This is a genomic window from Rossellomorea sp. DA94 (genome assembly GCF_029834455.1).
Lineage (GTDB): Bacteria > Bacillota > Bacilli > Bacillales > Bacillaceae_B > Rossellomorea > Rossellomorea vietnamensis.
This window is the reverse complement of sequence record NZ_CP122397.1, coordinates 693,027-719,557: the sequence shown is the minus strand read 5'-3', so window position 1 is coordinate 719,557 and position 26,531 is coordinate 693,027. Positions and strand designations below refer to the sequence as shown.

General features: G+C 44.7%; 37 protein-coding genes. 7 read left to right on the top strand and 30 right to left on the bottom strand.

What is annotated here, in order from left to right:
* Window positions 1-15 precede the first annotated feature (15 nt).
* Entirely contained in the window at window positions 16-1,386 is a 1,371-nt protein-coding gene (locus P8596_RS03750) for an aminotransferase-like domain-containing protein (RefSeq protein ID WP_279725947.1), read from the top strand.
* A gap of 67 nt (window positions 1,387-1,453) precedes the next feature.
* On the opposite strand, the gene P8596_RS03745 is transcribed toward P8596_RS03750, so the two are convergent.
* The 3 genes from P8596_RS03745 to cidR all read right to left on the bottom strand — a co-directional run bounded on the left by P8596_RS03745 (window position 1,454) and on the right by cidR (window position 3,444).
* Window positions 1,454-1,828: a hypothetical protein gene (locus P8596_RS03745; RefSeq protein WP_034761534.1), complete on the bottom strand. Its 375-nt coding sequence runs from the start codon at window positions 1,826-1,828 to the stop codon at window positions 1,454-1,456.
* On the bottom strand, window positions 1,825-2,361 hold the full coding sequence (locus P8596_RS03740; RefSeq protein ID WP_034761531.1) for an acyl-CoA thioesterase: 537 nt from the start codon (window positions 2,359-2,361) through the stop codon (window positions 1,825-1,827). The genes P8596_RS03745 and P8596_RS03740 overlap by 4 nt, the downstream gene beginning before the upstream one ends.
* 189 nt (window positions 2,362-2,550) lie before the next feature.
* Complete coding sequence (gene cidR / locus P8596_RS03735; protein WP_254653075.1) at window positions 2,551-3,444, bottom strand: cidABC operon transcriptional activator CidR; 894 nt, start codon at window positions 3,442-3,444, stop codon at window positions 2,551-2,553.
* 114 nt (window positions 3,445-3,558) lie between these two features.
* Here cidR and P8596_RS03730 point away from each other — a divergent pair, with 114 nt between their 5' ends.
* Window positions 3,559-4,290, top strand: a complete 732-nt coding sequence (locus P8596_RS03730; RefSeq protein WP_254653693.1) for a class I SAM-dependent methyltransferase — start codon at window positions 3,559-3,561, stop codon at window positions 4,288-4,290.
* Between the two features lie 269 nt (window positions 4,291-4,559).
* Here the strand turns inward: P8596_RS03730 and P8596_RS03725 are convergent, their stop codons facing one another.
* Genes P8596_RS03725 through P8596_RS03715 form a run of 3 tightly spaced genes read right to left on the bottom strand, consistent with a single transcriptional unit; the run spans window position 4,560 to window position 5,331 of the window.
* Window positions 4,560-4,847 carry an RNA polymerase alpha subunit C-terminal domain-containing protein gene (locus tag P8596_RS03725; protein ID WP_254653074.1) on the bottom strand — a complete coding sequence of 96 codons (288 nt, stop codon included), beginning with the start codon at window positions 4,845-4,847 and terminating at the stop codon, window positions 4,560-4,562.
* Window positions 4,844-5,137: a hypothetical protein gene (locus P8596_RS03720; RefSeq protein WP_254653073.1), complete on the bottom strand. Its 294-nt coding sequence runs from the start codon at window positions 5,135-5,137 to the stop codon at window positions 4,844-4,846. Before P8596_RS03720 ends, P8596_RS03725 begins: the two co-directional genes overlap by 4 nt.
* Window positions 5,134-5,331, bottom strand: coding sequence for a hypothetical protein (locus tag P8596_RS03715; RefSeq protein WP_254653072.1), 198 nt, complete (start codon window positions 5,329-5,331; stop codon window positions 5,134-5,136). The genes P8596_RS03720 and P8596_RS03715 overlap by 4 nt, the downstream gene beginning before the upstream one ends.
* A gap of 97 nt (window positions 5,332-5,428) precedes the next feature.
* On the opposite strand from P8596_RS03715, the gene P8596_RS03710 reads away from it, so the two are divergent.
* Both P8596_RS03710 and P8596_RS03705 read left to right on the top strand, forming a co-directional pair.
* A complete protein-coding gene (locus P8596_RS03710) occupies window positions 5,429-6,334 on the top strand; it encodes a WD40/YVTN/BNR-like repeat-containing protein (protein WP_279725946.1) in 906 nt (301 codons plus the stop codon).
* Window positions 6,324-7,166: a hypothetical protein gene (locus P8596_RS03705; protein WP_279725944.1), complete on the top strand. Its 843-nt coding sequence runs from the start codon at window positions 6,324-6,326 to the stop codon at window positions 7,164-7,166. Before P8596_RS03710 ends, P8596_RS03705 begins: the two co-directional genes overlap by 11 nt.
* Window positions 7,167-7,321: 155 nt before the next feature.
* Here P8596_RS03705 and P8596_RS03700 read toward each other — a convergent pair whose 3' ends face one another.
* The 19 genes from P8596_RS03700 to P8596_RS03610 form a co-directional block, all read right to left on the bottom strand.
* The gene (locus P8596_RS03700) at window positions 7,322-7,867 is read right to left on the bottom strand and encodes a CBO0543 family protein (protein WP_279725942.1); all 546 of its coding nucleotides are present in this window, start codon (window positions 7,865-7,867) and stop codon (window positions 7,322-7,324) included.
* 97 nt (window positions 7,868-7,964) lie between these two features.
* Window positions 7,965-8,939 (bottom strand): class F sortase, encoded by a 975-nt coding sequence (locus P8596_RS03695; RefSeq protein ID WP_279725941.1) that lies wholly within the window; start codon window positions 8,937-8,939, stop codon window positions 7,965-7,967.
* 63 nt (window positions 8,940-9,002) lie between these two features.
* On the bottom strand, window positions 9,003-10,346 hold the full coding sequence (locus tag P8596_RS03690; protein ID WP_279725940.1) for a copper amine oxidase: 1,344 nt from the start codon (window positions 10,344-10,346) through the stop codon (window positions 9,003-9,005).
* 427 nt (window positions 10,347-10,773) lie between these two features.
* Window positions 10,774-10,929: a hypothetical protein gene (locus P8596_RS03685; protein WP_279725939.1), complete on the bottom strand. Its 156-nt coding sequence runs from the start codon at window positions 10,927-10,929 to the stop codon at window positions 10,774-10,776.
* Window positions 10,930-11,130: 201 nt separating this feature from the next.
* A complete protein-coding gene (locus P8596_RS03680; RefSeq protein ID WP_279725938.1) occupies window positions 11,131-11,724 on the bottom strand; it encodes a non-canonical purine NTP pyrophosphatase in 594 nt (197 codons plus the stop codon).
* Window positions 11,721-12,035, bottom strand: a complete 315-nt coding sequence (locus P8596_RS03675) for a hypothetical protein (RefSeq protein WP_254653064.1) — start codon at window positions 12,033-12,035, stop codon at window positions 11,721-11,723. The genes P8596_RS03680 and P8596_RS03675 overlap by 4 nt, the downstream gene beginning before the upstream one ends.
* Before the next feature lie 31 nt (window positions 12,036-12,066).
* Window positions 12,067-14,004, bottom strand: a complete 1,938-nt coding sequence (locus tag P8596_RS03670; RefSeq protein WP_279725937.1) for a DUF2207 domain-containing protein — start codon at window positions 14,002-14,004, stop codon at window positions 12,067-12,069.
* A 33-nt stretch (window positions 14,005-14,037) separates the two neighbouring features.
* On the bottom strand, window positions 14,038-14,562 hold the full coding sequence (locus P8596_RS03665) for a 5' nucleotidase, NT5C type (protein WP_279725936.1): 525 nt from the start codon (window positions 14,560-14,562) through the stop codon (window positions 14,038-14,040).
* Entirely contained in the window at window positions 14,559-15,137 is a 579-nt protein-coding gene (locus P8596_RS03660; RefSeq protein WP_279725935.1) for a GNAT family N-acetyltransferase, read from the bottom strand. Before P8596_RS03660 ends, P8596_RS03665 begins: the two co-directional genes overlap by 4 nt.
* 14 nt (window positions 15,138-15,151) lie before the next feature.
* The gene (locus P8596_RS03655; protein WP_254653061.1) at window positions 15,152-15,466 is read right to left on the bottom strand and encodes a hypothetical protein; all 315 of its coding nucleotides are present in this window, start codon (window positions 15,464-15,466) and stop codon (window positions 15,152-15,154) included.
* 89 nt (window positions 15,467-15,555) lie between these two features.
* Window positions 15,556-16,488: an aminoglycoside phosphotransferase family protein gene (locus P8596_RS03650; RefSeq protein ID WP_279725934.1), complete on the bottom strand. Its 933-nt coding sequence runs from the start codon at window positions 16,486-16,488 to the stop codon at window positions 15,556-15,558.
* A gap of 5 nt (window positions 16,489-16,493) precedes the next feature.
* A complete protein-coding gene (locus P8596_RS03645; RefSeq protein ID WP_279725933.1) occupies window positions 16,494-16,907 on the bottom strand; it encodes a DUF2268 domain-containing putative Zn-dependent protease in 414 nt (137 codons plus the stop codon).
* Window positions 16,908-16,919: 12 nt separating this feature from the next.
* Entirely contained in the window at window positions 16,920-17,309 is a 390-nt protein-coding gene (locus P8596_RS03640; protein WP_279725932.1) for a hypothetical protein, read from the bottom strand.
* 38 nt (window positions 17,310-17,347) lie between these two features.
* A complete protein-coding gene (locus tag P8596_RS03635) occupies window positions 17,348-17,773 on the bottom strand; it encodes an NUDIX hydrolase (protein ID WP_279725931.1) in 426 nt (141 codons plus the stop codon).
* Window positions 17,774-17,840: 67 nt separating this feature from the next.
* Window positions 17,841-18,236, bottom strand: a complete 396-nt coding sequence (locus P8596_RS03630; RefSeq protein ID WP_279725930.1) for a hypothetical protein — start codon at window positions 18,234-18,236, stop codon at window positions 17,841-17,843.
* Window positions 18,237-18,313: 77 nt separating this feature from the next.
* The gene (locus P8596_RS03625; RefSeq protein ID WP_279725929.1) at window positions 18,314-18,961 is read right to left on the bottom strand and encodes a uridine kinase family protein; all 648 of its coding nucleotides are present in this window, start codon (window positions 18,959-18,961) and stop codon (window positions 18,314-18,316) included.
* Between the two features lie 23 nt (window positions 18,962-18,984).
* Window positions 18,985-19,203 carry a hypothetical protein gene (locus P8596_RS03620; RefSeq protein ID WP_224521307.1) on the bottom strand — a complete coding sequence of 73 codons (219 nt, stop codon included), beginning with the start codon at window positions 19,201-19,203 and terminating at the stop codon, window positions 18,985-18,987.
* Window positions 19,200-20,960: a M3 family oligoendopeptidase gene (locus P8596_RS03615; protein WP_279725928.1), complete on the bottom strand. Its 1,761-nt coding sequence runs from the start codon at window positions 20,958-20,960 to the stop codon at window positions 19,200-19,202. Before P8596_RS03615 ends, P8596_RS03620 begins: the two co-directional genes overlap by 4 nt.
* A gap of 14 nt (window positions 20,961-20,974) precedes the next feature.
* Window positions 20,975-21,445, bottom strand: coding sequence for a DinB family protein (locus tag P8596_RS03610; protein ID WP_279725927.1), 471 nt, complete (start codon window positions 21,443-21,445; stop codon window positions 20,975-20,977).
* 129 nt (window positions 21,446-21,574) lie between these two features.
* Between P8596_RS03610 and P8596_RS03605 the strand changes: the two genes are divergently transcribed.
* On the top strand, window positions 21,575-22,048 hold the full coding sequence (locus P8596_RS03605; RefSeq protein ID WP_279725926.1) for a GNAT family N-acetyltransferase: 474 nt from the start codon (window positions 21,575-21,577) through the stop codon (window positions 22,046-22,048).
* A gap of 39 nt (window positions 22,049-22,087) precedes the next feature.
* Here P8596_RS03605 and P8596_RS03600 read toward each other — a convergent pair whose 3' ends face one another.
* Together P8596_RS03600 and P8596_RS03595 are read right to left on the bottom strand one after the other, a co-directional pair.
* On the bottom strand, window positions 22,088-22,462 hold the full coding sequence (locus tag P8596_RS03600; RefSeq protein ID WP_279725925.1) for a VOC family protein: 375 nt from the start codon (window positions 22,460-22,462) through the stop codon (window positions 22,088-22,090).
* A 77-nt stretch (window positions 22,463-22,539) separates the two neighbouring features.
* On the bottom strand, window positions 22,540-23,481 hold the full coding sequence (locus tag P8596_RS03595) for an RNA polymerase sigma factor (RefSeq protein ID WP_279725924.1): 942 nt from the start codon (window positions 23,479-23,481) through the stop codon (window positions 22,540-22,542).
* 144 nt (window positions 23,482-23,625) lie between these two features.
* Between P8596_RS03595 and P8596_RS03590 the strand changes: the two genes are divergently transcribed.
* Complete coding sequence (locus tag P8596_RS03590; RefSeq protein WP_279725923.1) at window positions 23,626-24,051, top strand: YybH family protein; 426 nt, start codon at window positions 23,626-23,628, stop codon at window positions 24,049-24,051.
* Between the two features lie 11 nt (window positions 24,052-24,062).
* Window positions 24,063-24,623 (top strand): GNAT family N-acetyltransferase, encoded by a 561-nt coding sequence (locus P8596_RS03585; protein ID WP_279725922.1) that lies wholly within the window; start codon window positions 24,063-24,065, stop codon window positions 24,621-24,623.
* A 107-nt stretch (window positions 24,624-24,730) separates the two neighbouring features.
* Here the strand turns inward: P8596_RS03585 and P8596_RS03580 are convergent, their stop codons facing one another.
* From P8596_RS03580 to P8596_RS03570, 3 genes are all read right to left on the bottom strand, one after another.
* Window positions 24,731-24,901: a hypothetical protein gene (locus tag P8596_RS03580; protein WP_279725920.1), complete on the bottom strand. Its 171-nt coding sequence runs from the start codon at window positions 24,899-24,901 to the stop codon at window positions 24,731-24,733.
* Between the two features lie 2 nt (window positions 24,902-24,903).
* Complete coding sequence (locus P8596_RS03575) at window positions 24,904-25,911, bottom strand: phosphotransferase (protein WP_279725919.1); 1,008 nt, start codon at window positions 25,909-25,911, stop codon at window positions 24,904-24,906.
* Between the two features lie 77 nt (window positions 25,912-25,988).
* Complete coding sequence (locus P8596_RS03570; protein ID WP_279725918.1) at window positions 25,989-26,510, bottom strand: GNAT family N-acetyltransferase; 522 nt, start codon at window positions 26,508-26,510, stop codon at window positions 25,989-25,991.
* Window positions 26,511-26,531: the final 21 nt, after the last annotated feature.

The following is a 26,531-nucleotide window of genomic DNA, read 5'->3' as shown; positions in this document are numbered from 1 at the left end:
TGGGAGGAAACAGAAGTGCCCCATGCCAAATTCGAAGAAATCATCCATTACATTGAAATGCTTGCCGAGTCCGGCCGCCTCAAGCCCGGGACCCGCCTGCCGTCGATCAGATCCCTTGCAGGCGAGTTCTCATGCAGCTTGAATACTGTCATCAAAGCCTACAAAGAACTAGAGTTCAGCCATAAAATTTATGCCGTGAGTAAAAGCGGCTATTACCTGGTTGAAGATTATCCTTATAAAAAACAGACCGGTTCAACAGTACCCGTCTATGACTTCCTATCCGCCGGTCCCGACAAACATGCCATGCCCTATCTCGATTACAAGCACTGCATGAACCAGGCCATCGACCGGTACAAAGAAGACATGTTCACTTATTCCGACCTTCTCGGACTACCCTCACTGCGTGAAGAACTCGCCCGGCATCTCCGGGATCTACAGGTGTTTACCGATCCTTCACGCATTGCCGTCACAACGGGATCCCAGCAGGCCCTCCATCTCTTGATCCGCCTCCCGTTCCCCAACGGCAAGCGGACCATCCTGACCGAGCAGCCCGCACATCCTAGTTTCATAGAGTCTGTGAAGGACCAGCCCTGTATGGGGATTGACATCGGGAGGGACGGACCTGACCTGGAACAGCTCGAGACCATTTTTCAAAACGAAGAGATTAAATTCTTTTATCTTGTCTCGAGATTTCATAATCCCACCGGACATAGTTACACGAACGAAGAAAGAAGGAAGATCGTTGAGCTCGCCGAACGCTATGATGTGTATATCGTGGAGGACGATTATATGGGTGATCTTGATCCCGATTTGAAGCAGGATCCCATGTTTGCCTATCAACCGAATGGAAAGGTCATCTATACAAAAAGCTTCTCTAAAACCCTATTGCCGGGTCTGCGTCTCGGCCTCGTCGTCCTTCCCACTGAGTTGATCGAAGGATTCACACGTGCCAAGTTTGCCGCTGACGTCCATACACCGGTCATCACCCAGGGGGCTCTGGAAATCTATTTGAAAAACGGAATGTTCGGGGCCCATATTGAGAAGGTCCGGAACCTGTACCGGAAAAAGGGAGAGGTGCTTTGCGGGGCGTATCGTGCTTTCATGCCGGAGGGTACGTCCTATACATGCCCTGCATCTGGCTTTTACTCTACGGTCAGGGTGCCTTCTTCATTGAAAGCGAGTGATTTCATCCAGCGGTTAAAGGATAAAAACGTGCTGATGCAAAGCACGGAATCCATGTACCTGGAGGAATTCATGAGATATGATGAGCTCCGGCTCAGTGTGTCCCATGTATGGGATCAAATGATTAGAGAAGGCGTTGCACTCATGGCAGAAACCATTCAGGAAATGATGATTGAGCGAAAAAAAGGGGTGATGTGGAGATAGTCCGTTAATCCCGCAAATTTACGATCAAAAAAGCCGGAAGACTCCCCTCTTCCGGCTTCACTCTCCATTATTTTATGATCGTGGATCCCTGCAGCAGTTCCGGTTTCGCGCCAAGGATCAATAAGAATAATTTCGAGTCGCTGATTTGTCTGTGCTTTTTCATGATGTCTTTCAGCTGAACGATATTCGGGTGTGCCTTCAGTTTCTGTACCTCGTCCTGATAGAGTGAAAGGATCGAATCCCGGACAAACTGTGGTTCATAATCCGGCAACTCTTTGTCACGGAGTAGGGACCCCATGTAGCCGTACTTCAGCTGCAGCTGTCGCGTCAGGCTGGTGACGTGGACGAGCTGCTCATTCAGTTCAGGGTAATCCTGTTTCAAGGCTTCTACATCTTTTTTTGCTTCGTGGAGTTCGTTCATTCCTGCTACCATCATGCTCATGATGCCTCCCCTCCCATATTCCAAGGTTTTTCGAGTCCGATGATGTCATTCAGGATCTTACTCTGCTTGCGGCGGACCCTTCTTCTTTCCGCACGCTCTTTTCCTGATTCGAATAAGAATCTCTCTTCTTCTGTTTCCGGTACGATTTCCGGTACCTTGACGGGATTTTTATTTTCATCAAGTGCGACAAAGGTTAGGAAAGCCGTCGCTGCCATTCGTCTTTCTCCTGTAATCATATCTTCGGCAATCACTTTGCAGAAGATTTCCATCGATTTATTCCCCACATAGGAGACGAAAGATTCAACGCAAACGGAATCACTTTGATGGATCGGATACAGGAAGTCGATGGAATCCGTTGACGCCGTGACACATTCCTTCACCCGGGCGTGACGTCTGGCGGATAGCGTCGCATTATTATCAAGCTTCTTCATCAAAACCCCACCGAACAGGGTATTGTAGTTGTTTAAATCATTGATCATAACCTGGTCCGTGCTGACGACCAGACTCTCTTTCGGATGCTTCTTGTTTGGCATGAAGAACAAGTCCCTTCTGTTTGTGTACTGGTATTTCAAACGTTTGATACACAAAGTGTACGCCCCGAAACAGGATAAGTGAAATGAATGTTCCTCATCATCACCATAGATACTGTCTATGCAACGGCTTACAATTGAATGGTATCAATACCCATTTTTCCTAAATCGGGGCAAAAAAAAGAGCATTCCTCAGTCGGAAATGCTCCCCATTAATCGTTCCTGGGTAAAGGTGAGCCACTCTTTCGTGGCATACGATAAGTATTGATTTTTCCTCCAAATGATAGCGAGGTCCCACTCGATGACGGGCTTCACGACCCGAATCGCAACCAGGTCCTCCTTCAACTGTTCATACACGCTATAAGGCAGGATCGAAATCCCAAGTTTAGCTTCAATCATCTTCCCGATAAAATCCCACTGAGAGCTTTCTGATACCACTTTCGGAAGAAACCCGGCTTCTTTACACGCCTCACGGATCCGGTCATTCAACGCGAAGTCCTTGTTAAAAAGAATGAGCTGTTCATCCTCGAGCTCCATTAACTTCACTTGCTTTCTGCCCGCCAACCGGTGCGTCTTCGGAACCACGATCCTCAATTCTTCCCTCATAAAGGAAAAATGATGAAAATCCTCTTCTGCTGCGGGAAGCACTCCGACACCGACATCCAGCTGATCGGCAAGGATATCCTCTTCAATCCGCTTCGTCCCGTTCTCGATCAGCTGGAACGTGATGCCTGGATAGAGCGCATGGAACTCACCCAGGACCTTGATGAATTGACCCGCATCCATGATCGGCGGCAAACCGATGCGGATATGTCCCCGCTGCAAACCGATCAGATCATCAAGTTCATGCTGAACATTCTCGAACGCCTTATCGATCGTCTGAGCCTGCGTCAAAATCGCCCGTCCCGCATCCGTCAGGACAAGCTGCTTCCGGGAACGGTCAAACAGCTCCACTCCGAGCTCATCCTCCAGGTTCCGGATCATCTTACTGATCGTAGGCTGGGTCACAAACAAATGATCCGCCGCACGGGTGAAACTTTTGAATTTCGTTACTTCTATAAAATATTTTAAGTGTCTGATATCCACTTGAGCACCTTCTTTTACAATGTACATTCCCTTATAATAATAACAAACTCATTTTAAAAGTTAAGGACGGGGAATGGATTGAGAACCAAACCAAAGTATCAAACGTGGATTCGAATGAATAAACTTCTTATTTTCCTGGGGATCTCCCTTCTTTTTCTGATGATCGCATTCTTCCCCATCCACATTTTTCTGCGCGCCCTATCAGGAATGCTGGCGGTACCGTTTCTTTATATCGTCTTTATCCTCTCTTACTCTATCTATCAATTCTCAGGATTCGGCGGAAATTACCAGTCGAAGATTCATGATGTGATTGTCTCAAAAGTGGATCATGATAGTGGAAAAATTCTTGATATCGGTACAGGGAGCGGCTCTCTGATCATCAAGCTCGCAAAAGTGTTTCCAGGCTCCTCGTTGACCGGCATCGACTACTGGGGAGAGAACTGGGAATATTCCAAAGCTCAATGCGAAGAAAACGCTAAAATCGAAAGGGTTGCAGATCGAATTCAGTTTTTGAAAGCAAGTGCCTCGAAACTTCCGTTCAGGGATGCGGAATTCGATGTCGTTGTCAGCTGCCTCACGTTTCATGAAGTGAAGGATTGCCATAATAAAACGGACGTTATGAGAGAAGCTTTGAGAGTGTTAAAGCCCAGTGGTACCTTTGTCTTCATGGACCTTTTCCTGGATGAGTCTGCGTTTGGTGAGCGGGCAGTGTTGGTAGCTGACCTTACTGATACAGTTGAACTGAAACAGGAGAAACTAACCGATGTTTTGGACTTACCCAAACTTCTGCTGAACAAAAAAGTACTGGGGAATGCAATGGTGTTCCATGGAAAGAAGACGAAATAAATAAGCTTCGAGGCATTTTTTAAACTGTTCTGGGTTGAGATGATATTGGGTGTAAAAAGGAGAACTCGCGTTAGTACATTTGCGAGTTTCTCTCATACTTGTGATACGTTTCATCGTAATCTAACAAATAGAAAAATGAGCCAAAGTAAATTAAGCGGAGTTTTTCCGTCTATTTATCGGCCCTGCTTGATCTCACGTACTCTTAGATGTCGGTAGTCTCGCAAACCTGCACATCGTCTATGTATAACCGCCATCTCCCCTCACCTCTCCTATTTAAACCCCAAACCCTTCTCCCCAAGCGCCTTCCGAAGCTTCGGTATCGACGACGGTCCCATCCCATGAAAAGCAAGAACCTCCTTCTCACTGAATCCAGCCAGTTCTTCAAGCGTCGTAATCCCGTTATTCTCCAACGCTCTTCTCGCAGGGCTTGAGAGCACAGATAGAAATCCTGTGTCAGGTTTCCGTTCTTTTTCACATACTGGACAGGTCGGACAATCACTCTTTTTCACATAGGTATGTCCGTTGTCACATACCTTCATGTTTTCCTTGGAAGTCATGCTGCAACTCCTTTCTTCTCTCGCATTAGTGTCAACGCATTTATTAGAATCGTGACGATGATCAGCATGGCAGAAGCGAACGCCATGGCTCCCGATGTATCCATGATTGCCGGCCAGTCCCCGATTTTGACCAGATGATGGTGATAGAAAATCTGGAAGGAAAGGGACAGGGCACACGCTCCCATGCTCATGACGGCAAGGGTCAGTTGATTTTTTCTATATGTCACGAACGGAAGTGTCCACGCCAGAAGCCCAAGCACCAGGCTGCCGACATTCAGCCAAACGATCATACCATTTCCCCCTTTTTTACCTTGTTCCTTGTTCTCCATATCCAAGAAGTTAATGAGAGAACCACCCCAATACACGTTGCAATCAGATGATACACAAGAAGATCTCCCGTCTTCATATAAACAATCGCAAGCGTCCCACCAAAAATAATCATGATGGAAACCGAGAATCGTATCAGATAGGCATTCATATTCATACCATTCCTCCTCCCCTTCATTATTCCAAAATATGTTATCCTATTCAATCCTTTCCTCATGGTAAAATAGAAAATATAACCAAAGGAGTCTGGTAATGTGAAATACATCATGATCGGGACGGCTTGTCTGATGGTCATCGGGATCATCGCAGGCACGTACTTTTTTGAAAAAGAGCCTAATGTAAGTCAACCGGAGACGCCGGAAATACGTGATCCCGGTCCCCCTCCACTTCAATCGGTGGATGAAACGGCACCTGTAGGGTATTCGCTCCAACAGGATCAGCTGCAGATCACCTACAACCATGGAGAGAAGTGGATTCAAGTACCTGTAGAAAAGGAGAATTTATTCCAAGGGGAGTATGCCGGGAGTGAGGATGAGCTGATACCGGATAGCTATATCCTGACAGAAGATCTTGCTGCCTTCTTATATGCACGTGATTATTCCGTCGATAAAAGCGTCCAATTGCTTTTTTCAAAGGACAAAGGAAAGACATGGGAAGATGCCAAGGTCACACCCGCTTCTCCGCCCATCCGTTTCAGGAAGGTCGGCTTCCTCAATGAATCCTGCGGCTATGTGATTCTTTCTGCCGACCGGACGATGTCACAGGAAATGATCACGGTCTACTTATCGAAAGACGGCGGGAAGACGTGGAAAGAGATGCCGCGTCCTGACATCACCCGGCTCATCTATGACGGGGGCTTTGTCGACGAAGACACCGGTTTCCTTTCATTCGGCATCCTTAACCCGGAAGAACCGGACCTGCATGTCACACAGGACGGGGGGAAATCGTGGAGCAAGGCAACGATTGAGATCCCGGATCAGTATAAAAGGATCTTTGTCATAGCGGAAATACCTTTCAAAGAAGAAAATCACCTGGCCGTCTACGTCAATCAAGGTCCGAACGGTGACTATGAAGGCGGAAAAGTAAAAGGGAAATTCATCTCAGATGATCAGGGGCGGACCTGGGCATTCCAGGAGGAGGTCCAGCCAGATGAAGACTAAGAAAATAACCGGACGTATACTTTTTATCTTATCTATCGCACTATTCATTTTTCAGATGGGATACCTCTTCCTCCACGCATCATATGAATTGGAATATGTCGATAACCGTTTATTCTATGCCTTCAATATACTGATTGTGGCGGGCATGGTCGTTTCTATCTTCCTCCTCTTTACCATTCCAAAAACGTGGAAGATCGTCTCATACGTGACAGCAGGTATTCTTATCCTCCTTCAAGGGGGACTCATCCTGAACCAAAGTCAGCAAACAAAGCAGATTGTAAGCTTTTCACCAGATATGAAAAATCAGTTCGTTTTAAAAGAAGACAGAAATACGGGGGAAGCCGTCTATTACAGAACCTATTACCGGATCTTTGCCCGTCCTAAAGAAGTCCTTCCCTACAAAACACAAGGGGAATTCAAGTTGAAATGGCTTGAAAATGACATTGCGGCGTTGACCTATAAGGCCTCTGATAACAGCATTCACCAGTACATCGGCACATACGGTGCAAGAGATTCGGGCATTTCCTATACCTATGTCGGTCCGACGATTCAAGGTCAGTGGGATGGAAACGGTGCAAGGGTCGACAGCAGACCAGAAGGAATCTCCGTCAACTACAACGGGAAATCCGGTCAGTATAGCTGGGACGAAGTTGTCCAATTTGGCACCATCGCCATCGTCCTCATGAATGATGGGGAAGCGGAATGGACGATCGGATTGAATGACAATTTTCAAAGTCACTCCAATGATCCGAAGCCTCCTTCAGGGGAGATTACGTTATACCCTGCGAGTAAGGGAAAAGTTGAACCCGTTAGCCTTACAATTGTGGAATAGAAAAAATCCGGGATGATAACTAGTCCCGGATTTTTTTGAAACTTGAATGTTGGTTCTCTGAGATTATTTTTCGGGAATCCCGATTATATTCCCTCATCTTCTTGTTCCATTCTTAAAAATCATTCAACCGATTTACCTTCTTAATAGCGCATTTCTCATGGCTTTCTCACAACCGCCGCCCAATCAATCAACAAATCCGCAATAACCTTCACAAGCATCCCCACCACGAATAGAGCCAGATAGGATTTTAAATAATTCCAGTCATTTAGAACATAGAAATGAAAATGAACGAAAAGCGGTACTCCTACAAAGGCAATAATGGCCATAATAATGGCATTTGCAATCAAATAAGGTTTCCATCCACTATATTTCTGGTACAGCAGTGTATGAATCACAGGAATGGTCAGGAAATCGACTGCATTCATGACCCTGAACGCCGTGATGAATTGGTGAGGATAGCTCCACCAATGATAGTAATAGCCAAGTTCATTGATGAACCCCACCAGGCTGAAACTTATAAGGAAAGCTACAATGATGTCTAAGGGACGCTTACGATCAATCAGCTTGATCAATAGAATAAGAAAGAGAATGTTTAAGATGACAATGACCCACCAGTGGATACTGAACAGGTCCTCACTCAGCCAATACTTGGTTTCCAATTTACTTGCTTCGTGATTGAGCCGTTGAATTTCTTCAAACATAAAAAAACACCTCCTTAAAGGAAGTATTTCCATGTTTAAGTCATTCATTCGAAAGAAAAATGACCCTCTGTCATCAAGAGGGTCTCATTCCCAAAGCTTATTCTACTCCCACTTTTTCAGAAGGAGTCGATTCCTTATCCTCTATATTCACCGTTGTGATGTAATACACGTCCCCTTTTTCAGATTCTTGGTCAAAGAAGCTCTTCCGTTCGTGGGCAGAAATGCTTGCGATATGCTTAAATCCTTTCGCATCCGCCGCCTTTTTATACACTCTATATCCCATAACGGTAACACTCTGTACCGAATGCCATGAAACCGACCCTGTATCCACCTGAACGGCTGTTGGAGGTTCAGGTGCCTTCACTACGTTGACGTTCGTTTCAGAGATGAGTTCCGTATACACGACCAGCCGATCCGGGTAGAGATGCTTGTCATGATTGAATGTTCCTGTGCACGTAATGACATTCAGATTGCGTTTATCCGATGATCCAAAGATCTTCTCAATCGGCGCTTCATCACTCGGATAGCTTTCCTTTGCCTTCACTTCAAAGGTTCGTTTCATCCCCTTTTCATCGGTGACGATGACCTTTTCCCCTATTTCGATGTTCTTGAGATAAAAAAAGATGGCCGGTCCTCTTTTACTGTCGACATGACCTGCAAGAACGGCATTTCCCTTGGCTCCGACCTTTACACCGCGATCGTACCAGCCGACGACATCCGTTTCTTCGGGCACTTCCATTTCCCCGTTCTCAAGAAGTCCGACGGGAATGACGTTCGTATCGATGTCCATGCTCGGGATCTGGACACGGGAAGGCGTAATTCCTTCTTCTTGAACCTTTACCTGCTCTTCAAGCTCTGTTTGCTTCTTCTTTAAAGAGTCAAGAAGAACAAATTCTTCTTCCTTATGGGCGGTACCCACCCCGCTTTTGGCTTTTTCTTTTTTCACTGTCGGTTTCTCCACTGATTGAGCGGTGCCGGTTTCTTTCTCGGGCCCATTTTTGGCAATGGCCTGAAAGCTGACGGCCCCAATCATCAGGACTGCGATCAGGATAATAAGCATTCGTTTCTTCATCGTGTTCCCTCCACTTAAGAGAAGAGAGAAGAGCAGAATCCCGCTCTTCTCATGGCTCTATGATTATTGTTGTTCCGCAAACTTCTTCTTGATGATGATTCCGCCTGCCATCATCGCTACTGCTACAAATGTGATCCAGGCAGCCATTGGCATTCCTTCTTCAGCTGCTCCACCCATTCCGGTGTTTGGCATTTGTTCAGGCATGTCACTTGAGGCAAACTTCTCAGGATTTTGCTTCACAATCGCATCTCCAAGTGCTTTCCCTACACCGAACATGAACGCATATCCTTCACGGAATGTATCGGTGCTTGCTTTGTAGTCTTCTGCTACATAGGAGTCGAACGTTTTCACGACTTGATCTTCATGTGTTTTCAGAGAAGAGATGGCCGCGTCTTTCGGAAGATTTCCTTCTGTTGCCGTTGCAAGGAATGTACCGAATTCTTCTGTGAACATACCCAGGCTGTCTTTCGCTGCCTTTACGCCTTCATCATCACCAGCTAATGTTGCGCTCACAAGGTCTGCCTGTGCATTGATGTGTTCACTTGTCCATAATTTCTTGAATTGTGCCGCACCTTCTTCACCATAAATGGATCCGATCGCTTTCGTCCAAGCTTCTGTGTTCATGTCTTCTGCCCAAGTCGCTGTATCATAATCAGGCGCTTCGTTGACACCCTTTTGCATACTCATCGCTGCCAGCGCAAAGTGTTCTGCAGCCAGATTATTGAGTGTAGAGCGTAATTCCGCTGCCGGTGCATCGACTTTCGTGTTATTGAATTTATCCGGCATCTGCGTCACGATCGCTCCGGATAATGCTTTCGAGATATCGAACATTCTGTCGTACCCTTCTTTGAAGTTCGTTTGATATCCTTTGTAATCTTCATCTACATAACTGTCAAACGCTTCGATGACATCCATTTCATGTGCTGCTAATACTTCTTTCGCTGCTGCTTCCGGAAGATTCCCTTCTGTTGCTGTTGCCAGAAAGGCCGAGAATTCATTGACGAAATCTTTCACTTCGGCTTCTGCCGCTTTTCTCATTTCTGCATCGTCTGATTTGGCTGCTTCCACGAAATCCGGTGAGTAGTCATTATGACCGGCGAAGATTTCTTCAAATTTCTGAGCGCCTTCTTTTCCGTAAATCGATTCGATGGCCGGGGTCATGTCCAGTGCATTTTGATCCAGTGCCGCATAAGCCTCTTTCTCATCCGGTGCATCTTTGTAATCCTTCACCATGGCGTTGACCGCTAATACATAGTGTTCAGATAGTAATTGATCCAGTGTGGAACGAAGGTCGGAAGCCGGCGTCACCGCAGTCGGTGTTTCTGCCGCAAAACTTGCCGTTGGAGCTAGTAGAGATAATCCTAACATCGGTGCTGCGATTTTCTTAAGTAATTTTGTTTTTTTCATTATTTGTAATCTCCTTTTTCGTTTTGTTTTTTGTATTCTGGTAAGATAACGCAGGAGATTTTGATATGGATCACTTTTGTTCAGTTTTTTTTTAAAAAAGTTAATCGGTTTCACTCTGTCTCGGATTTGTTCTATGCCGAAATGCAGAAAGACAGTACACTTTATTCGAAACGATATGATGATATAGTTCATTGATGGAGAATTAAAAAAGACTGCCCCATCGGCAGTCTTACATTATGTATAGTGTTTTCTATCTTTTTTCTTCACTCTAAAACTGGTGGAGTCTATGAGAAGAAGCACTGCCCCCACCCCATAAAGAAAAAAAGAAACTTTCCTCCCCTCCATCCAGCTCTGAGAAGTATGGATGAAAAAGAGAAGGACATTAAAAAGCCAAACACGCGTGGTACCGGAGTTATTTTCTTCCCTTTCATCCTCTTTCCATCCTCCAGATCCTCACCACTTGGTGCACCGTGAATGAACATAGCAAAGTGGCGATGATCAAGAATGATAAAGGATTGTTTAAAAACTCATGATTTCGACTTACTATAAATACGGCAATCACCCAATACATAACGATTGCCATGACTCTATTCACCTTCTCAGATTTAAACACAAATTCTCAACCCCTTTAGTGATTCCCCTTTTTCCTAAGAGAAAGCACCAATGCCACTACAAATAGAATCGCAGAAACCAGTAAAGTCATGACTGAACCGACGGGTGTCAAAAAACCAATAATGAGTAGAGTAATAGCCACAATTAACAAACCAATAATCATCCGTATCCCCTACCGTGAACCCAGATACCATTCCCCAAACTTCTTCATCCCCGAATCCTCTTTTACCCGGTTATATTCCATAAAATCACCTTCATCAAACTCAGCCATCGTTTTTTGAAAATGGCGCGGGATGAAGATATACCAAAGGTCAGACCAGCTGTTCACATTCTCGCTTCCCCGTATTTTTTCTGCGATGACGCCGGGAGATTTGCTCTCAAAGAATTTCATTTCCTCTCCATCATAGTAAGCCAGGCATGATCTAAATTCACATGTTCTATTCTTCTCATCACGCATCAGCTTTAAAATCCCCTCGATGCCGATTGTGTCCAACATATGATTCACATATGCCCTCGGGAAACCATTCAATGCCGAGATGAAAAAACCTGAATCCAGCGCAATGCATGGCTTGTTCACGATAGAGTATGCCTGCAACACTTTTTGTTTTGCGATTTCCTTGATATCATCACTTCTCGGTTCACTTAATTCCGCCTCGATCGGTAACACCTCTATGTTCGTTAACTCCTTTTGGGCAGAAGCGATTTTCCCTTTGTTGGTGGTGACGAAGATGATTTCTTTCATGGTTTTCTCTTTCGTTTCTATCACTGTGCTTCCTCCCGATCCTGAATGCTTTCATCCAGATGTGAATCACTGACTTTTTTCAATTGAAGCTGATGATACCCTAAGACAATAGCCAACACGCCCATCACAAATAAGATGCTTCCTCCCACCAAATAGGTATTGATATACCCTTTTACAATGACGTTGTAATATTCTGGACCGCCAATTCTATTATGGAACATCTGTGACTCGGCAGTGGCAGTTCCAAAATAAACATTAAAGAAAAACATGATAAACCCCGCTATTGTTGACAAAATACCCAGGATGATGACAAGAGACAAGTTATCCTTTGACATGGGCGTTTCCCCTTTCGTAAACCGCTAATGGTCAATCTGCACCTGCACCTCCACCACCGCCGCCGTCAAATCCTCCGCCTCCTCCGGAAAATCCGCCATCAGAGGAACCGGAAGACATGCTCGGAGGGGGACCGCTCCACTTCCATGAATTCGTCAAAAACTCATGAGGGTCCTGTCCCGTTAGAATAAGGGCTGTAAGGGGGGCTGCTGAAAACAATGCACTTTCTTCCATGCCTTCACTCGATATCCTCTTCAGTTTCCTCTTTCGTTCAAACAGGAGTGTCCGGATCATCCACACATCCATTTCCTCGCTCGTCCCCTTAGGGTACCCTTCTCTTTTCACCTGTTTCCGGAATCGGCGGATGCCCGCTTTTACATCAAGTGCCGCTCCCGACAACGTATGGCGAGGAACGAAGAATAAGAGAAATAAGGTTATTAAAAGGCACAAAAACAGGAGGAAGAAGGAGGTTTCGTCCTTGAGTTGAGCAATCGCAAAAAATGAAATTACACCAAAAACAAGTGCCGGCCACTTCTTTTCATTCTTCCACCATAGGAATACAAGGGACCCACAACCAATGATTCCATAAAACCACATGGCAAACATCGATTTCATGTCAAAGTGATAGGCACATAAAGTTCCAAGCACAATGGAAAGTGGTGCAAGCTTCGTAACGAAGTGGAACCAGCGATCATGGAGGAGTCCCGCTTCCTTGGCTTCTTTCAACACTTCGGCAAACCATTCTCTTTCCTGCTCTTTTAGCGTCTTGACCTTTGTATGATACTTTTTCACATGGCGGCTGAGATCTTTCTCACTCTTTGTGGCACCAGCAAGATCGGTCATGGCAAAGGATGCGGAACCATTCTTTCCTCTTCTTTTAAAAATCCATGATACCAGCTTTTCTTCCATCGCTGATAATTGACCTTCAGAGGTCAAGGTAAAGAACAAGGTTTCATCCGGTGATCGGGCATCGCTGAGAAAACGGGTCGTCGTTTTCTGTCTACGGACCGTTGCCTTCCCTCTTTCCACCAGGGAGTACAGCCCTGCCATCAAGGCTCCGTGGGTGAACTTCCCCCGCCTGTGGACCATATATAAAAGAAGGGGATCCGACTCCAGTACATCCCTCGTTCTCCCATTTCCTCTTATTCGGCCAATCATGAATCCAAGCATCATGATGAATAAAGCTCCACCAAGAATGACTGCGAGCCCACCCAACACTTCATTGTATGTTTTCATTTGAGCTTCCCTGTGAGCTGCAAGGGCCACACGGTCTTCTTCTTCCTGAATGGCCGCTTCCAACGATTTTGGAGCAGCGGTCTTTTCCTGCTCACTCATGACTGAAGACGGGAAGATCACACGGGTTTCCGTTAAGGAATACATATCGGAAACAGGCGTTGTAAAGCGCACCACCTCTGGCCCTTCTTCTTCCACCTTCCCCTTTGGACCGTGAAAGAAAGCATGATACTCCGCAGGATCGAGTTTTTCAGGAAAAACGAAATCAATCGTCACATTATGTAAATCAATATCATGATTAGTATCTGTTCCGAAAAAAGGAACCGTTACATCGCTGTATGAATCATACGATTTCACGGCATCCTTCAGTTCATACGCAAATAAAAAGGTCTTTGTAGCGTCCTCCACGGGGAATGATGAACGATACGTACCATCCTCCCGCTTCACATCAAGCTGACGCAGATCCCCATCCTCGATGAAGCCAAGCTCCGCCTCATCATTAATCAGTTCAGAGGCTTTAAACCACTGCACTCCTTCATGATTATCTTCATGGATGGCCCTTCTGATACTTTTGTACTTTCCATCAAACGTGTACGTGAATAATTCATTCACCAGCAGATTCCCATTCGGCTGGATCCACGCACGGATCTGTACTTCATCGATGCTATAGGACTTTGCATAAGCCGTCTGTCCAAAGGAGAAAAGCAGGATAAGTAGGATGGCTAATTTCTTGAACATATGCTTTACTCCTCCTTATTATAAGATCAGGACTTATGATAAAAAGAACGATCTCACTTCATTCCAATTCTCCACGCGTACGTATCCCGACTCATACCGGTTATGAGGAGCTGAAAACAATATCCCCTCTCCCATAAAGTCTTTAAAATGCCTTAGGCTGTCGTCTATTAAGTAGTCAGCATGAATGATGCTTTTGTTGCCGCAGAAGACAAATTGTAAATCTGATAGAAACGGGAAATGTTCTTTTAACCATTCGTATTTTGCCGTAAAAGAAGCAGGATGTTCCATTGCAGCAGTCGTGATGTAAATTTCATAGGATTCACTCAGCTCTTTGATCACTTCCTGACTCCCTTCCATCACTTCCAAATCCCTGAAGAAATCGGGATCATCTATATACGAAAGGATGTCATCAGCATCATGGGGACGGATTTTCCAAAGTCTTGTCCCCAGTAAGTCCTCTGGAGTCAAAATCTCGTTATATTTCTCATTAAATATTTTCAGGTGCTTTTTATGTAAATCAGCGATTACCTCATCCATATCAATGGCTATCCTTTTCACGCGCCCCCTCCCCTCATGAGAAGATACTCTTCACGCAGAAGTCCATACACCGCACAGTCCTTATACTGATCTTTCGCATTGCGGATCATATGCCGGATGACGCCTTCACGCTTCATCCCGGCTTTTTCCATGATCCTGCCTGAAGCCGGGTTATCCGTATTATGGGCTGCAGATAATTTGTGTACGTTCATGTGGATGAAGGCAAACTCCACAACGGCTTTCAACGCCTCGGTCCCATACCCCTTATTCCACCAATCATATCCAATGGAATAACTGACTTCACAATTTCCTGTAGATGAATCAAAATCATATAAATCAATCTCTCCGATCAGGCCACCGCCATCCTTGAGTTCGATTCCCCAGTGACAAAACTCTTTTGAAACGTACCCATCCACAGTCTTCTTCATCCGCTTATGTGTTTCAGCAATGGTCTTGTGCGCAGGACTGACACGATGATCGGAAATCCGTTCATCAGATAGCCAGTGATCAAAGGCTCTTTGCGTATCGTACATGCACAACTTTCTAAGATTCAGTCGATCTGTTCTTAAAACAGGGGTACCCTTATAGGAAATCATGCCGTCACTCCGCTCTAAAAATAAGTCACCATCATTACCACAAAACTAACAACCGTAAACAGAAGGACACCATAAAATACGGAGCCTACATTAGATTTCAATTCATTATCCTTCTGAATCTTCCACCCTGCCTGACTTGCTCCGAGGGTAGCGTTTTTGGATAACGCACCGCCACTGCTATTAAAAAAGAAAAGGCCCACTGTTAATCCAAGGCCGATGAAAAAGCTCCATTCCCCGAAAGAAAATGAGAACAGGAGACTCCCGATCCAAATGGCAATGGCAAGGATCACTGCCGTCACTAAAGATGTTCTTGTGAAGAATTTTTTCATTTTGATTCCCCCTCTTATTATTTATACTTACGTTCGGGGATTGTAAAAAGTTTCAAATTCCAATCAAAACGAGGTCACTGACGAGTGGATTATGTAACTTCCCAGTACTCTTCACGATTCAAATTCTCCACACACCACCGATAATGACCATCCTCACACGTCGGAGAATAAAGATTCGCTGTCATCAAACTATAGATTAGTACATAGAAATATAAATCTTTCCTTACCCCTTCTCCCAAGGTGGAAACAATGATGTCCAAGTACCTCTCCGGTAGACTTGCATTCAGCTGATTATACATATCCAGGCACACCCATCCGATCGCCACATCAAACAGATAATCCCCATACATGGTCAGCATTCCAAAATCAATCAGCCCCGTTACCTCATTTTTTTCATTGATTAAGATATTCCCAGGGTAGAAGTCTCCATGGATGATGGAATAGCCCCCTTCATATCCAGGTGCCAGTCTTTCCATTATTAGAGTTAACTTTGCTCCATAATCCCGGACATCCTTCTCAAAATAAGGTTTCAACTCAGTCTGCTTAACCTTTATCGTTTCACTTAATAGATCATACCAATTGTCCATTCTCCCTAATGATATGCGGTGATCATGAAATAGTTGGAATCCTTCCATCGTTGAGCTTCCTTTAAAGGAGTGCAGTTCCAGATTTGCCTGAAGATATGTTTTCATCATGTTTGTCTGCTCGTCACGGGTCATCCCTGCAAGCTTGCTTTGCAAATCGCTCCCCTGCATCCTCTTTTCAATCGTCACTAACGTCCCATTCTCTACTAAGATATCGTGAATATAGGGAAGCTCATAGCTCAAGTGATCCTCCTTTAGTCCAGCATAGAATTTCCTTAATCTCTCTTGTCTTGGTGCATCAGACAAATCATTATATACTTTCAACACTCTCTCATCATCTAAGGCATATACTTCGGCTTCCATACCAGAACCCAGAAAATCAGCATCAGATGTACGGAACCTGTCCAGGAGATTCGATTTCTTGGTGTCTTTATTCATTTTTGTCACCTCTCTAGTATGAACAATTTTGAAGGAAGCTCGGTAAGCTCCTCTATTGTCCATTCATTAATATCATTCATATACCACTTAATCAGGTGATAGCCTAATGAATATCCACCCCAAAAAGGGAGTTGCATCTCTTTGTTCCCGAACATATAGGAATCTGTTTTCTCCCCTCTATCATGAATGTGATGCCTGAAAGTAATGTTCCACAATTTCTGAGCTTCCTTTTCTGAGAGCACACTTTTATAAGGACCCAGGAAAGCATCACCCAATTCAATTCTTACAAAATGCTCTGCCAATCCTTCTAGAACCAATCGGTCAAGCAGCGTCTCATTTCCTTCGGTCATATTGAGTTTACTCATTCTCCAGTGATGATGGTACTCGTGATAAATCACCGACTTCAATGTTTCTCTCACATCTTCATCGGCTTACACGATAAAGCACATATGACCGTCCCATTCGGTAAAGGCAGAAATCCCGCCAAGCTTTTCTTTCACAAACTCATCATGCTGATCTAAAATAAACAACTCAAATTGGATTGGTTTACCTGAAGGATATTTTGCTTGTAATCTTGTCAATTCGGTTTGAATATAAGACTCATAATCACATAGACTTATTCTATCTAATTGTTGCTGTAAAGAATCTACATCTGAATGAAGATCAAACATTCCGAAAAATAATCTGGTATCAAGATCCTCTTTTTGAAGCTGGAACGTTTCCATGAATAACTTTTCTCTATCTCTTGTCACATCTACATTTATTTGGTCAAGGAACCGTTGCATTTGGGTCAACCTTGATATTTTTCCAACTGAACTCACTTCAAGTTCCCCTTACTCTAGGTAATATCTAACGTGGCCTAAAACTCCACAAAAAACGGATGCTGCTCCTCATCCAAACAGTACTCGATCCGCTCTCTAAAATTCGAATGCGTCACCATTTTGAGCGCCTCGTCAATCGGAAAAAATGCTACCTCCAGACTCTCAGAAGAAGTAGTCGGCACTCCTCCAACAGGCTTAGCAAGAAATAAGGTATTACAGATGGACCGTTTCACATTCTGAAATACCCCGCAAAAAGCCAACACCTCAATATCAATGCCCGTTTCCTCTTTCGTCTCCCTGATCGCCGCATCCTTTAACGACTCTCCTTCTTCCACCTGACCGCCAGGCATTTCCCAACCACGCCTTGGTCCCTTTATTAATAGAATTTCCCGGTTTTCATTCAGAACGATTGTAGCCGCTGAAACAATATGTTTCGGCGGTATGTATGTTTGTTGTGTCATCATGCTTCCCCCTTATTTTAAAAGGAGCCTACCTTCTGCGATAAACCCCCGATACTTAAAACCCTTTGTTTTATATAGCCTGATCTCTTTCAGCAGTCGTGAAAAATGCCCCTTTCACATAAATCGTATAGATCAAGACAATCACCGAAAAAACAACATTCCCTATAAAAGGTTGCTGAGGCTGGTTCGTTGCAATAACCGAACTGACCACACCAAACAGCACTGAATACGAGAGGAACAGCCAAAATCCCCATCTTTTCAACCTCATGTATCCATACACCATCAACAGAGAAAACAGTGCTAACACTATTCTCATCATCCGTTCAGGCAGGATCGATACACCAAATCGTTCCGAAATGCTGATGGCGTCAGCATCGACCTGATAAAAAATGGCGGTGAATAGTAACACCAATGCTCCAAACACATAGAAATATCCAATTAGGGATACACCCATAGGTCTCTTCAACTCTTCCACCACCCCATCGCTTAATCGTATATCTCACTAATACCAATTATGTCAAAATAAACCAGTAGACTCAATTATTATTTCATTATTAAAGAATTCTTCTCCACCCAATACCCCTCATCCGAATTCCTCACCACCACATCAAAAAGCTGACTCTTCGGATGCATAAAGACTTCATATTGAACCCTCCGCTCGTCATGGGTTTTCCTTAGATAGTCCACTTCCATCCCTCTCTCGTTTATGTCGCGGATGCCCCTTCTCCTGAGTTCTGTCTCTCCATCTGTGTAAAAGTAAATGGTCAAATCATATAAATCAGGTTTACTGAACGCGACGGACATCCCTTCTACAATCGTCAGGTTGTTTTGGGAAGAGATGAGACGACTCGGTTCATAGGGTACGTCCAACGTGTAAAAATCCATTCCCTCTCTTACCATCCTGATGTCCCGGTCAAGGGCGAATACATGATGGGCGTCCGGATGACATGCGGTCATTTTGGACTGATGCTTTTCATTTTCGTATTCATATTCTATAAAGGAATGCTTTCTGACAGCCGAACTCACGATATAAGGGTCCGTGTTGATATAATTGACGCCATCCCCAAGCAGCGAAAACAGTTTCCTCGCAAACGTCGTTTTACCAGAAGCTCCGTGACCTGAAATGCCAATGACCATTTTCCCTTCCTGCTTCGTCAATCGATCGGCTATGGTATGTAAGATTTTATCCATGGTTTTACTCCTTCTCTCAACTATTAGTCTTCTCCGCTGACATCGATTTCTGTACCGTCTTCATCCACACCGCCTGGATGCCTCATTTCATAAATCTGCCCACGCATCCTGAATTGTTTAATCATCATGGCCAGAAAGATCCCGGCCAAAGAAAGATAGAAGAGGAAATCGAGGTGAAAAAACAAAGCCACACTTAATAACAGAATCGAAGGAAGTGCTATGAGCAGTTGAAGCTTCTTCACTGCAACTCCGCCAATCTAACAAATTCCTCACTATCCTTCACGCACAGCTCCATCCCTTTTTCCCAAAAGGATTCCTTCGTAATGTCTTCCCCCAGATGCTTCATGACGAGTTCTTCTGCCGACATGCTGCCTGAATCCCGCAGTAGAGCCAAGTAATCGTCCTCGAACCCTTCTCCTGTTTCTTTCGCCCTGGAGAAAAGATGGAGGGCTAGTAAATACCCAAAGGTGTACGGAAAGTTATAGAAAGGAGACTCTGTTTTATAAAAATGGGGCGTCCATATCCACGAATGAACCGGGACCGCATCAAGTGCTCCGGCATATCCCTCTTCCATGGCTGACCCCATCAGCTCATTCAGGCGTGCGGCAGGTATAAAGCCTTTTCTCCGTTCTTCGTGAACCTGTTTCTCAAAAATGAATCTCGCATGCAGATTCATAAAGTTCATGACGCTCCTCTTCAATTTCTCATCCAGTAGGAACAGCTTCTCTTCGTCAGTCGCCGCCTGGTCCATGGCCGCTTCAAGGATGATCATCTCTGCGAAGGTCGACGCCGTTTCCGCCAAATTCATGGGATACGATTTGTTCATCCCGTTTACCTGTTTCATGGCATGATTGTGAAAGGCATGGCCCAGTTCATGTACAAGGGTCAGCACGCCTTTAAATGTACCGGGGAACGTCATAAACACCCTTGACTCTCCCGTCAACGGAAACCCGGCACAAATGGGAACCGCCGACTTACCGGGCCGGTTTTCCGCTTCGACCCATCCTTCGCGGAACGCCTTTTCAGCAAACTCCCCCATTTCTGCTCCGAACGCTCCAAACCGCTCCTCTATCAACGCTGCTGCTTCCCCGTACTCCATTCCTTTATGTTCATGGTTCATCGGGGACCAGAAGTGATAGGATTTCATTTTGGCATCGCCATTCATACCTGACTTCACATTCAGGTATTCCGTAAACGGCTCTTTATACTTCTCCATCACCGAAAGCATCGCATCCAGTGTTTCCGGCTTCATTCGGTTTTGCGCAAGAGGAATCTGAAGAACATCCTCGACGCCCATGCTTTTATACATATTCAATCTGAAGCCTGTCAGATGATTCAGGATCTGAGCGAACTGTCCCTCTTGCTCGGTCCATTTTGCCACCAACGCTTCATGAGATTCTTTTCTTATCGACTCATCGGCATGGGTTCTGAGATTAATGGCCTGTCCAACCGAAAGCTCCTCTCCTCTCACCCTTACCTTGATGCTGCTCATGAACGACTGATAGAATTGTCCCCATGCGTGGTATCCGTCTGCCGTGAGATCCAATACTTCCTTAGAAGGCTCCCGTACCGCTTCTTCCCGCCACTCGTTCAGTATGAACCGATAATCCTTAAGATTCTCTGAAGTAAGCAGACATGCCCATACCACTTCCTCTATGGAAGCTAACACTCTCTTCAAGTCACTCGTGATAGAATCATATCTTGATTGAAGGGCAGTCGTTTCCCCTCTATAAAATTGGGCACCCTGGTCATCCGGATCCACCGAAAGCAGACAGATGGCAAATGACCTCATTTGTGATATCGAAACCTTAATTTCCGTGAGCCGTTTAAGAACATTCCCCAGTTGATCCGGCTTTGGCGTCACTTTCTGCACGAGTTCTTCCAGCTCGGAAACCCTTGCTTTTGTCTGTTTCATATGGTCTTCTAATTCGGGTGATGTGCTTCCCCCGTTGAAGATGCTGTCGAGATTCCAAACCACCTTATATTCCGTATGATTCATATTCCATTCTCCCCCTAATCCCAGAGATTCGCCCTCGTAATCCCACCTGTTCGTAAGTAATCCAATAACTGACCGGCGTGAACGGATTCGTGATAAGCAATTCTCATCAGCATATCGCCCATTTCCCTCACATAACCTACATCTGAACGATCAATCTTAACTGCAGATAAAGATTCTTCGTTCAATTCCGACACATATTCCAGGAAACTCTTTCTGAACGGCCTGGCAAGCTCCAACTCGTTTTCCACTGAAATGTACGGCTTACCTGAAAAGGGTGATTCGTATTCACTTAAACTCCCTCCATTGATTAACGCCATGTGATAATAATGTTCACTTTCCAACACATGACGAACCATCTCGATACAAGACATGGCCTCACCATCTGGTTTCCAGTGTAAAAAGTCCTTTGGAATGCCAGACCAAAGCTTTACGCTTCTCCGTCTCACTTCTTCCAAATTAAGTATGATTAATTGAATTGCATTCATCTCTAATAACCCCCTAATCAAACATGCGTTCCTATTTTACCTTATTTTCTACAATCTTCCAATCATTATTTGTCCCAATTTTCTAAATCAATTATAATTTCTTTATACTGCTAAATCGGAGGAATCATCATGCCAATCACTTTATCCGTATACAACGAAATCTATGAACATCAACTTAAGGACTTCCATCTCCCGGAAGACCAGCTCCAATTCACGAGCCTCCCCTTAGATAAAATCCAAAATCCCACCATCTCGCCAGACACCCGTCATATTGTGATCCTTAGGGATGACACCCCTGTCGGTTATTTTGCATTGGAGAACGGGGATAAGCTTCGTAAATATTCAACGAATCCAAAAGCAAGACTCTTAACCTCTTTTTCTATCGATGCAAGACACCAGGGACAAGGCATTGCCAAAGAGGGGCTTAACCAGCTGCCAGGTTTCATGAGGGAGAATCTTCCCGAGACGGACGAAGTGGTCCTCGGCGTCAACAAGCGGAACCAGGCTGCCATCAGTCTCTACCTGAAGACGGGCTTCACCGACGAAGACGAAGTATATGTGGGACCTAAAGGACCTCAGCATGTTCTCCATTTGAACATATAAAAACAGGAATGCCCCCTATTTTGGGCATTCCTGTTTTCATTATCCCGTACAGATCATCACTCGATTGCCATCGGGATCCTGGATGATGAAGAAGGAAAAATCATCGAATCTTGTGATGTCAGAGACAATTTCATAGTTCAGCTGTTCTACATACGAATACGCCTCCTCTATGTTTTTAGTGAAAAAATTAAAGAGAGGGTGTTTACTCTTATCAGCCTCTTTCATCACACCACCTGGTCCTGCATCCAGGGTCAATCCGGTAAAATGATTGATGGCCAGGTTATAGACGGGATCCTCCACCTGATCGACGTCATACTCTTGGCCCAGTAACTCCGAGTACCATCGGACGGAATCCTTCAGATTGCTTACATGGACGAACACCGTATTGATTTGATTTAATATCGGACTTTTCATTGATTTCTCGCTCCCTTTTCCTTGGATTGTCTTCATATATAACAACGCAGGAAACGGTCAAAACCTTACAGGTGAATTTAAAAAATATGATAAAAACAGGTGGCGTTCAACTTCACCTGCAGCTCATCAGCGGCTTGTTTCATCAAGTCCCACGAAAAACAATAGAAAGCCCAGTGGGTGATCTCCGTTCCAACCGCCTCGATTAAATGGAGATTATTGAGGTAGAGGTCTCCGTCAAGCTTTTTCTCCATCTCGACGACGACCGGCTTGCCCCAAAGCATCTTATATTCCACCACAATTTGATGCTGGGCATCGACGACTTCCTTCCAGTCGTTGAGGGAGTTCCGTTTCGCTTCATCTCTGCCGACTTCAATCCCGGCATGGACGATATTGACTGTGACATTTTCACTCAACACTGATGCAATCAACTCGGGATCCTTATTTCTGAAACCATTCAATAATGTGTTGAGGGTCGCATTGGGGACAAGATCAAGGACGGGTGTCGATTTTATTTGCCCTCCCTTTGCTTTTCGAAGGACCGATCTTGCCCTCGTCAGATTGGTATACACAGCCCCTTCCGTCGTCGAAATCATGCCTGCAATCTCACTCGCCTTGAACCGGAAAGCCTCTGCGAGAAGGAGTGAGACATATTGATGGGGAGTGAGATGCTGGATAAGAAACTCGAGATGATCCATGAGTTCAAGATCAATGGCTGACGTGTGGTCAGGCTGAAGTTCTTCTTCCAAAACCTCTACAATATATGGATTTCTTCTATAACGATCAATCCACAGATTGGTCGCAATCTTAAATAAATACGATTTCATCTTTACAGGCTGATGCATTTTGGCAAGCATGGCCAGGGACTTAAACAATGTATCCTGCACCAGGTCCTCTGCATCCCACTGGGATCTCGTCAATCGATGGCAGTAGTGCCAGAGATCCGTTCGATAGGGCTCAATTTCCTTTTTAAACCGCTGTTCGATCCCTCTCATGTCATCGCTCAATTGTGTGGTCATCATTTCTCCTTCTTTCGTTGTTTACCATATTATTTTCATGTTAATACAGAGTGAACATTTACGATAGGAAAATTCTGAATACTTATAGGAGGGAATTCACCTCAATGTCTTGAAATAGTTAAAGATGAGATCAAAGGAGATGAGATAATGAACGTCCAGGATGTGCTCGAACAATACAAAAATGCGATTCACGAAAGAGATATCGAAAACTTCCTCTCCATCTATGATCCCGCTGTCCATATCTATGACTGCTGGGGGAAATGGGAGTGTATCGGCCTTGCTTCATGGCAGGAGAATGTGACGGAGTGGTTCATCGGATTAAAGGCTGAAGAAGAAATACTGAAAGTCGACTTTCAAGATGTGGTGATTGAGGAAAATGCCAATCTCGCTTTTGCCCATTGTGCCGTGACTTATGCTGCCCACAAAGAAGCATCGGGGGAGAAACTTCGCCAGATGACGAACCGCTTTACATTCTGCTTGGAAAAAGTAAAGGATACATGGCTCATCACCCACGAACATTCTTCATTGCCGATCAGTATGGAGGATGGGAAAGGGATGTTTGGGCTCAGGTAGAGGAGGACATCATGCACATTCAACAAATTGACCGTTCAAAGCTTTCCCAGTACGCAACCGTTTCAATTGCATACGAAGTGACAAAAGAGCTACACGTTTGTCCCATTCACAAGGGGCTTGGAGGGCTACGATTGGTCGAAGAACCGTGCGTCCCCTATGTGAAGGACTATGATCTCTTACCGGATTGTCACCCACTCTGTTGGACAAAGCAGTTTAATTTAGACGAATGGGGATTGTTCCTGGCTATCGAAAACGGCATGTACATCGGTGCCGCTGCGGTGGCTCCAGAAACAGAAGGCGCCGCAACCTTATGGGACTTGCGCGTGCAGCCCGATGCCAGGGGGAAAGGCATTGGCGGGAAACTGCTGGACACGGTCATCCATTGGGCGAAAGAACGTGAATACAAAACATTGATGGTGGAAACCCAGAACGTGAATGCCCCTGCCTGTACGTTTTATTCCAGCAAGGGATTTATTTTAGAGACGATTGATCTACATGGATACCGTGATTCTTTAGTAGAGAATGAAGTGAAATTAATATGGTCTATGGATCTAAAGCTCTCCAGCATGTAAAAGGAGGAGGATGAATGGTAGCAGGGACACCCCTATCATCGAAAGCAAACCAATGAAGATGATTCGTTTTAGGGGTAGATTCCAGATTAAACGAAAAGCTGCTCCTATCAATAAAACAACAAGAAAAGGCCAGCAACCGTCCCGATCGGCTCCGCTATCCCCCACTGCGATTGGATAAAGGAGCCATGATTTATATCATATGAAGCGAAGTTCACCGATAATAAAATAAGAATCAGCAATCCCATTCCCATTGCACCATAGCCAGTTTTTTTCTTCACTCTTATTTTATTTCCTTTAGCCACTTCAACAATTCTGGTATTCTATCCGCATAATCCTTGAGCTCCCCTATCGTCTCGATGACTTGCCTGGTCCCCAACCGTTGCTCTTCTTCATCCGTACATTCCAACCACAATGACCTTTTTAAGTTATATTCCAACCAACCCAACTTTCCAGAGAACCCGTTTGCAAGCACCGCTTCCCAGTCTGCTGTAATGGCCCCGTTTTCACCTTTGTACCCACTGATAAACGCAGAAAACCGGTCTCGATCGGTCGCACCTGACCAGTAAAGGGCTGTCTCCACCAAATCATGCATCGGATGGATAAAGCCCGCCGACTCCCAATCCATTAAGACCGCTTCCCCCTGTACCCACATCACATTCTTCGGATCTAAATCCCGATGACTCATCACCATAACACTTCCCAGACTTGACTCTGCTTCACGTGCCCCCGCATCCCACTCATACAAATTCTCAATAATATCTTCGAAGGACTTCATCCACTCTACTTTCATATCCTTACCTTCCTGTAGATAGGCATTCCAATCAATCGAGGGACGGACCTCTGTCTCTTCCGGTTCTATCCCTAGTTCTTGAAAATCTGTATGATGAATGTCTGCCAGAACTGACCCTATCTTCCTACAATGATCAATGCCGATTTCACCCTGTTTTACACTTCTGCCCTCTACCCAATCAAACACCAGAAACCATTGGTTCCCTACCTTCTGAATTGCATTCCCGTCGAACGTCTTTGCCGGAAGAGCCGGCACATTTTCGAATACGAGTCGAGCGACCTGTTCTGAACGGATGTAGTTACCAAGGGCGTCCGGTCTTTTCATGATAGAAGGGTTCAATGCTTTGACGGCATATTTTCCTTTCGTCGTTTTCACTGCATACATGGTATGTAAGAAGCCACCCGACACTTTAACGGGCTTTGTGATCCATTCGCCGAGATGGGTTTGGAGGCATAATTCTTTCAGATGGTCAATATTACTACAACTCTCTTCAATCATTATCTTCACCAATTTCTAATTGTTTTTTTATCGTTTAAAGTATTCATTACTCTGGCTTTTTATATTGTCTTCCCTTATCAAATCTCTTTTGAAAAGTAGAGAACAAAATCGTCATCGTTTCTACAAGCTTCATAGGCTGGCAGTTTATGACCCTTATACCAAACACCTGAGCCGTCAGGTATATACCCCCGTTTCACATACATTCTTTGAGCTGCTCCATACCCTTCATGCATTCCTACAGCTAAAGTAATGAGCTTCCCCTTTTCCTTGGCTACTCTTTCAGCCACTTCCATCAATTGATTTCCAATGCCCTGCTCCTGAAATTTAATCAGGACATTTAGATCCACTATTTCAGGAATGCCTTTAGATGCAAACGGTCCTTTTTCCGCCCTTGGAAACAAAGTTACATAACCTGCCACCTCGTGATTAACTTCAGCTACAAATACGATTAGCTGATTGCTTGATTGATGGGAAAAGTAGTCTTCAAACAGTTCCAAAGGCTTATCCCAATCTTGTTCAGAAAATGCATGGACAAAATGTTTTATGTCAGTTTCAATCATGGAGCGAATTACTAATGAATTCTCTTTAAAAAAAATCATATTTTAACCCCTTAATTTTTA

What these genes read in the sequence shown, in the direction of transcription:
- P8596_RS03675 (WP_254653064.1), bottom strand. Translation starts at nt 12,035, where the DNA reads ATGTCAAAGGATAACTTGTCTCTTGTCATCATCCTGGGTATTTTGTCA.
- P8596_RS03720 (WP_254653073.1), bottom strand. Translation starts at nt 5,137, where the DNA reads ATGATCGTTTGGCTGAATGTCGGCAGCCTGGTGCTTGGGCTTCTGGCG.
- P8596_RS03705 (WP_279725944.1), top strand. Translation starts at nt 6,324, where the DNA reads ATGAAGACTAAGAAAATAACCGGACGTATACTTTTTATCTTATCTATC.
- P8596_RS03585 (WP_279725922.1), top strand. Translation starts at nt 24,063, where the DNA reads ATGCACATTCAACAAATTGACCGTTCAAAGCTTTCCCAGTACGCAACC.
- P8596_RS03690 (WP_279725940.1), bottom strand. Translation starts at nt 10,346, where the DNA reads ATGAAAAAAACAAAATTACTTAAGAAAATCGCAGCACCGATGTTAGGA.
- P8596_RS03590 (WP_279725923.1), top strand. Translation starts at nt 23,626, where the DNA reads ATGAACGTCCAGGATGTGCTCGAACAATACAAAAATGCGATTCACGAA.
- P8596_RS03740 (WP_034761531.1), bottom strand. Translation starts at nt 2,361, where the DNA reads ATGCCAAACAAGAAGCATCCGAAAGAGAGTCTGGTCGTCAGCACGGAC.
- P8596_RS03595 (WP_279725924.1), bottom strand. Translation starts at nt 23,481, where the DNA reads ATGATGACCACACAATTGAGCGATGACATGAGAGGGATCGAACAGCGG.
- P8596_RS03625 (WP_279725929.1), bottom strand. Translation starts at nt 18,961, where the DNA reads ATGGATAAAATCTTACATACCATAGCCGATCGATTGACGAAGCAGGAA.
- P8596_RS03670 (WP_279725937.1), bottom strand. Translation starts at nt 14,004, where the DNA reads ATGTTCAAGAAATTAGCCATCCTACTTATCCTGCTTTTCTCCTTTGGA.
- P8596_RS03730 (WP_254653693.1), top strand. Translation starts at nt 3,559, where the DNA reads ATGAATAAACTTCTTATTTTCCTGGGGATCTCCCTTCTTTTTCTGATG.
- P8596_RS03570 (WP_279725918.1), bottom strand. Translation starts at nt 26,510, where the DNA reads ATGATTTTTTTTAAAGAGAATTCATTAGTAATTCGCTCCATGATTGAA.
- P8596_RS03600 (WP_279725925.1), bottom strand. Translation starts at nt 22,462, where the DNA reads ATGAAAAGTCCGATATTAAATCAAATCAATACGGTGTTCGTCCATGTA.
- P8596_RS03605 (WP_279725926.1), top strand. Translation starts at nt 21,575, where the DNA reads ATGCCAATCACTTTATCCGTATACAACGAAATCTATGAACATCAACTT.
- P8596_RS03700 (WP_279725942.1), bottom strand. Translation starts at nt 7,867, where the DNA reads ATGTTTGAAGAAATTCAACGGCTCAATCACGAAGCAAGTAAATTGGAA.
- P8596_RS03615 (WP_279725928.1), bottom strand. Translation starts at nt 20,960, where the DNA reads ATGAATCATACGGAATATAAGGTGGTTTGGAATCTCGACAGCATCTTC.
- P8596_RS03655 (WP_254653061.1), bottom strand. Translation starts at nt 15,466, where the DNA reads ATGAAAAAATTCTTCACAAGAACATCTTTAGTGACGGCAGTGATCCTT.
- P8596_RS03650 (WP_279725934.1), bottom strand. Translation starts at nt 16,488, where the DNA reads ATGAATAAAGACACCAAGAAATCGAATCTCCTGGACAGGTTCCGTACA.
- P8596_RS03660 (WP_279725935.1), bottom strand. Translation starts at nt 15,137, where the DNA reads ATGATTTCCTATAAGGGTACCCCTGTTTTAAGAACAGATCGACTGAAT.
- P8596_RS03635 (WP_279725931.1), bottom strand. Translation starts at nt 17,773, where the DNA reads ATGATGACACAACAAACATACATACCGCCGAAACATATTGTTTCAGCG.
- P8596_RS03745 (WP_034761534.1), bottom strand. Translation starts at nt 1,828, where the DNA reads ATGAGCATGATGGTAGCAGGAATGAACGAACTCCACGAAGCAAAAAAA.
- P8596_RS03685 (WP_279725939.1), bottom strand. Translation starts at nt 10,929, where the DNA reads ATGGCAATCGTTATGTATTGGGTGATTGCCGTATTTATAGTAAGTCGA.
- P8596_RS03575 (WP_279725919.1), bottom strand. Translation starts at nt 25,911, where the DNA reads ATGATTGAAGAGAGTTGTAGTAATATTGACCATCTGAAAGAATTATGC.
- P8596_RS03695 (WP_279725941.1), bottom strand. Translation starts at nt 8,939, where the DNA reads ATGAAGAAACGAATGCTTATTATCCTGATCGCAGTCCTGATGATTGGG.
- P8596_RS03725 (WP_254653074.1), bottom strand. Translation starts at nt 4,847, where the DNA reads ATGACTTCCAAGGAAAACATGAAGGTATGTGACAACGGACATACCTAT.
- P8596_RS03715 (WP_254653072.1), bottom strand. Translation starts at nt 5,331, where the DNA reads ATGAATATGAATGCCTATCTGATACGATTCTCGGTTTCCATCATGATT.
- P8596_RS03610 (WP_279725927.1), bottom strand. Translation starts at nt 21,445, where the DNA reads ATGAATGCAATTCAATTAATCATACTTAATTTGGAAGAAGTGAGACGG.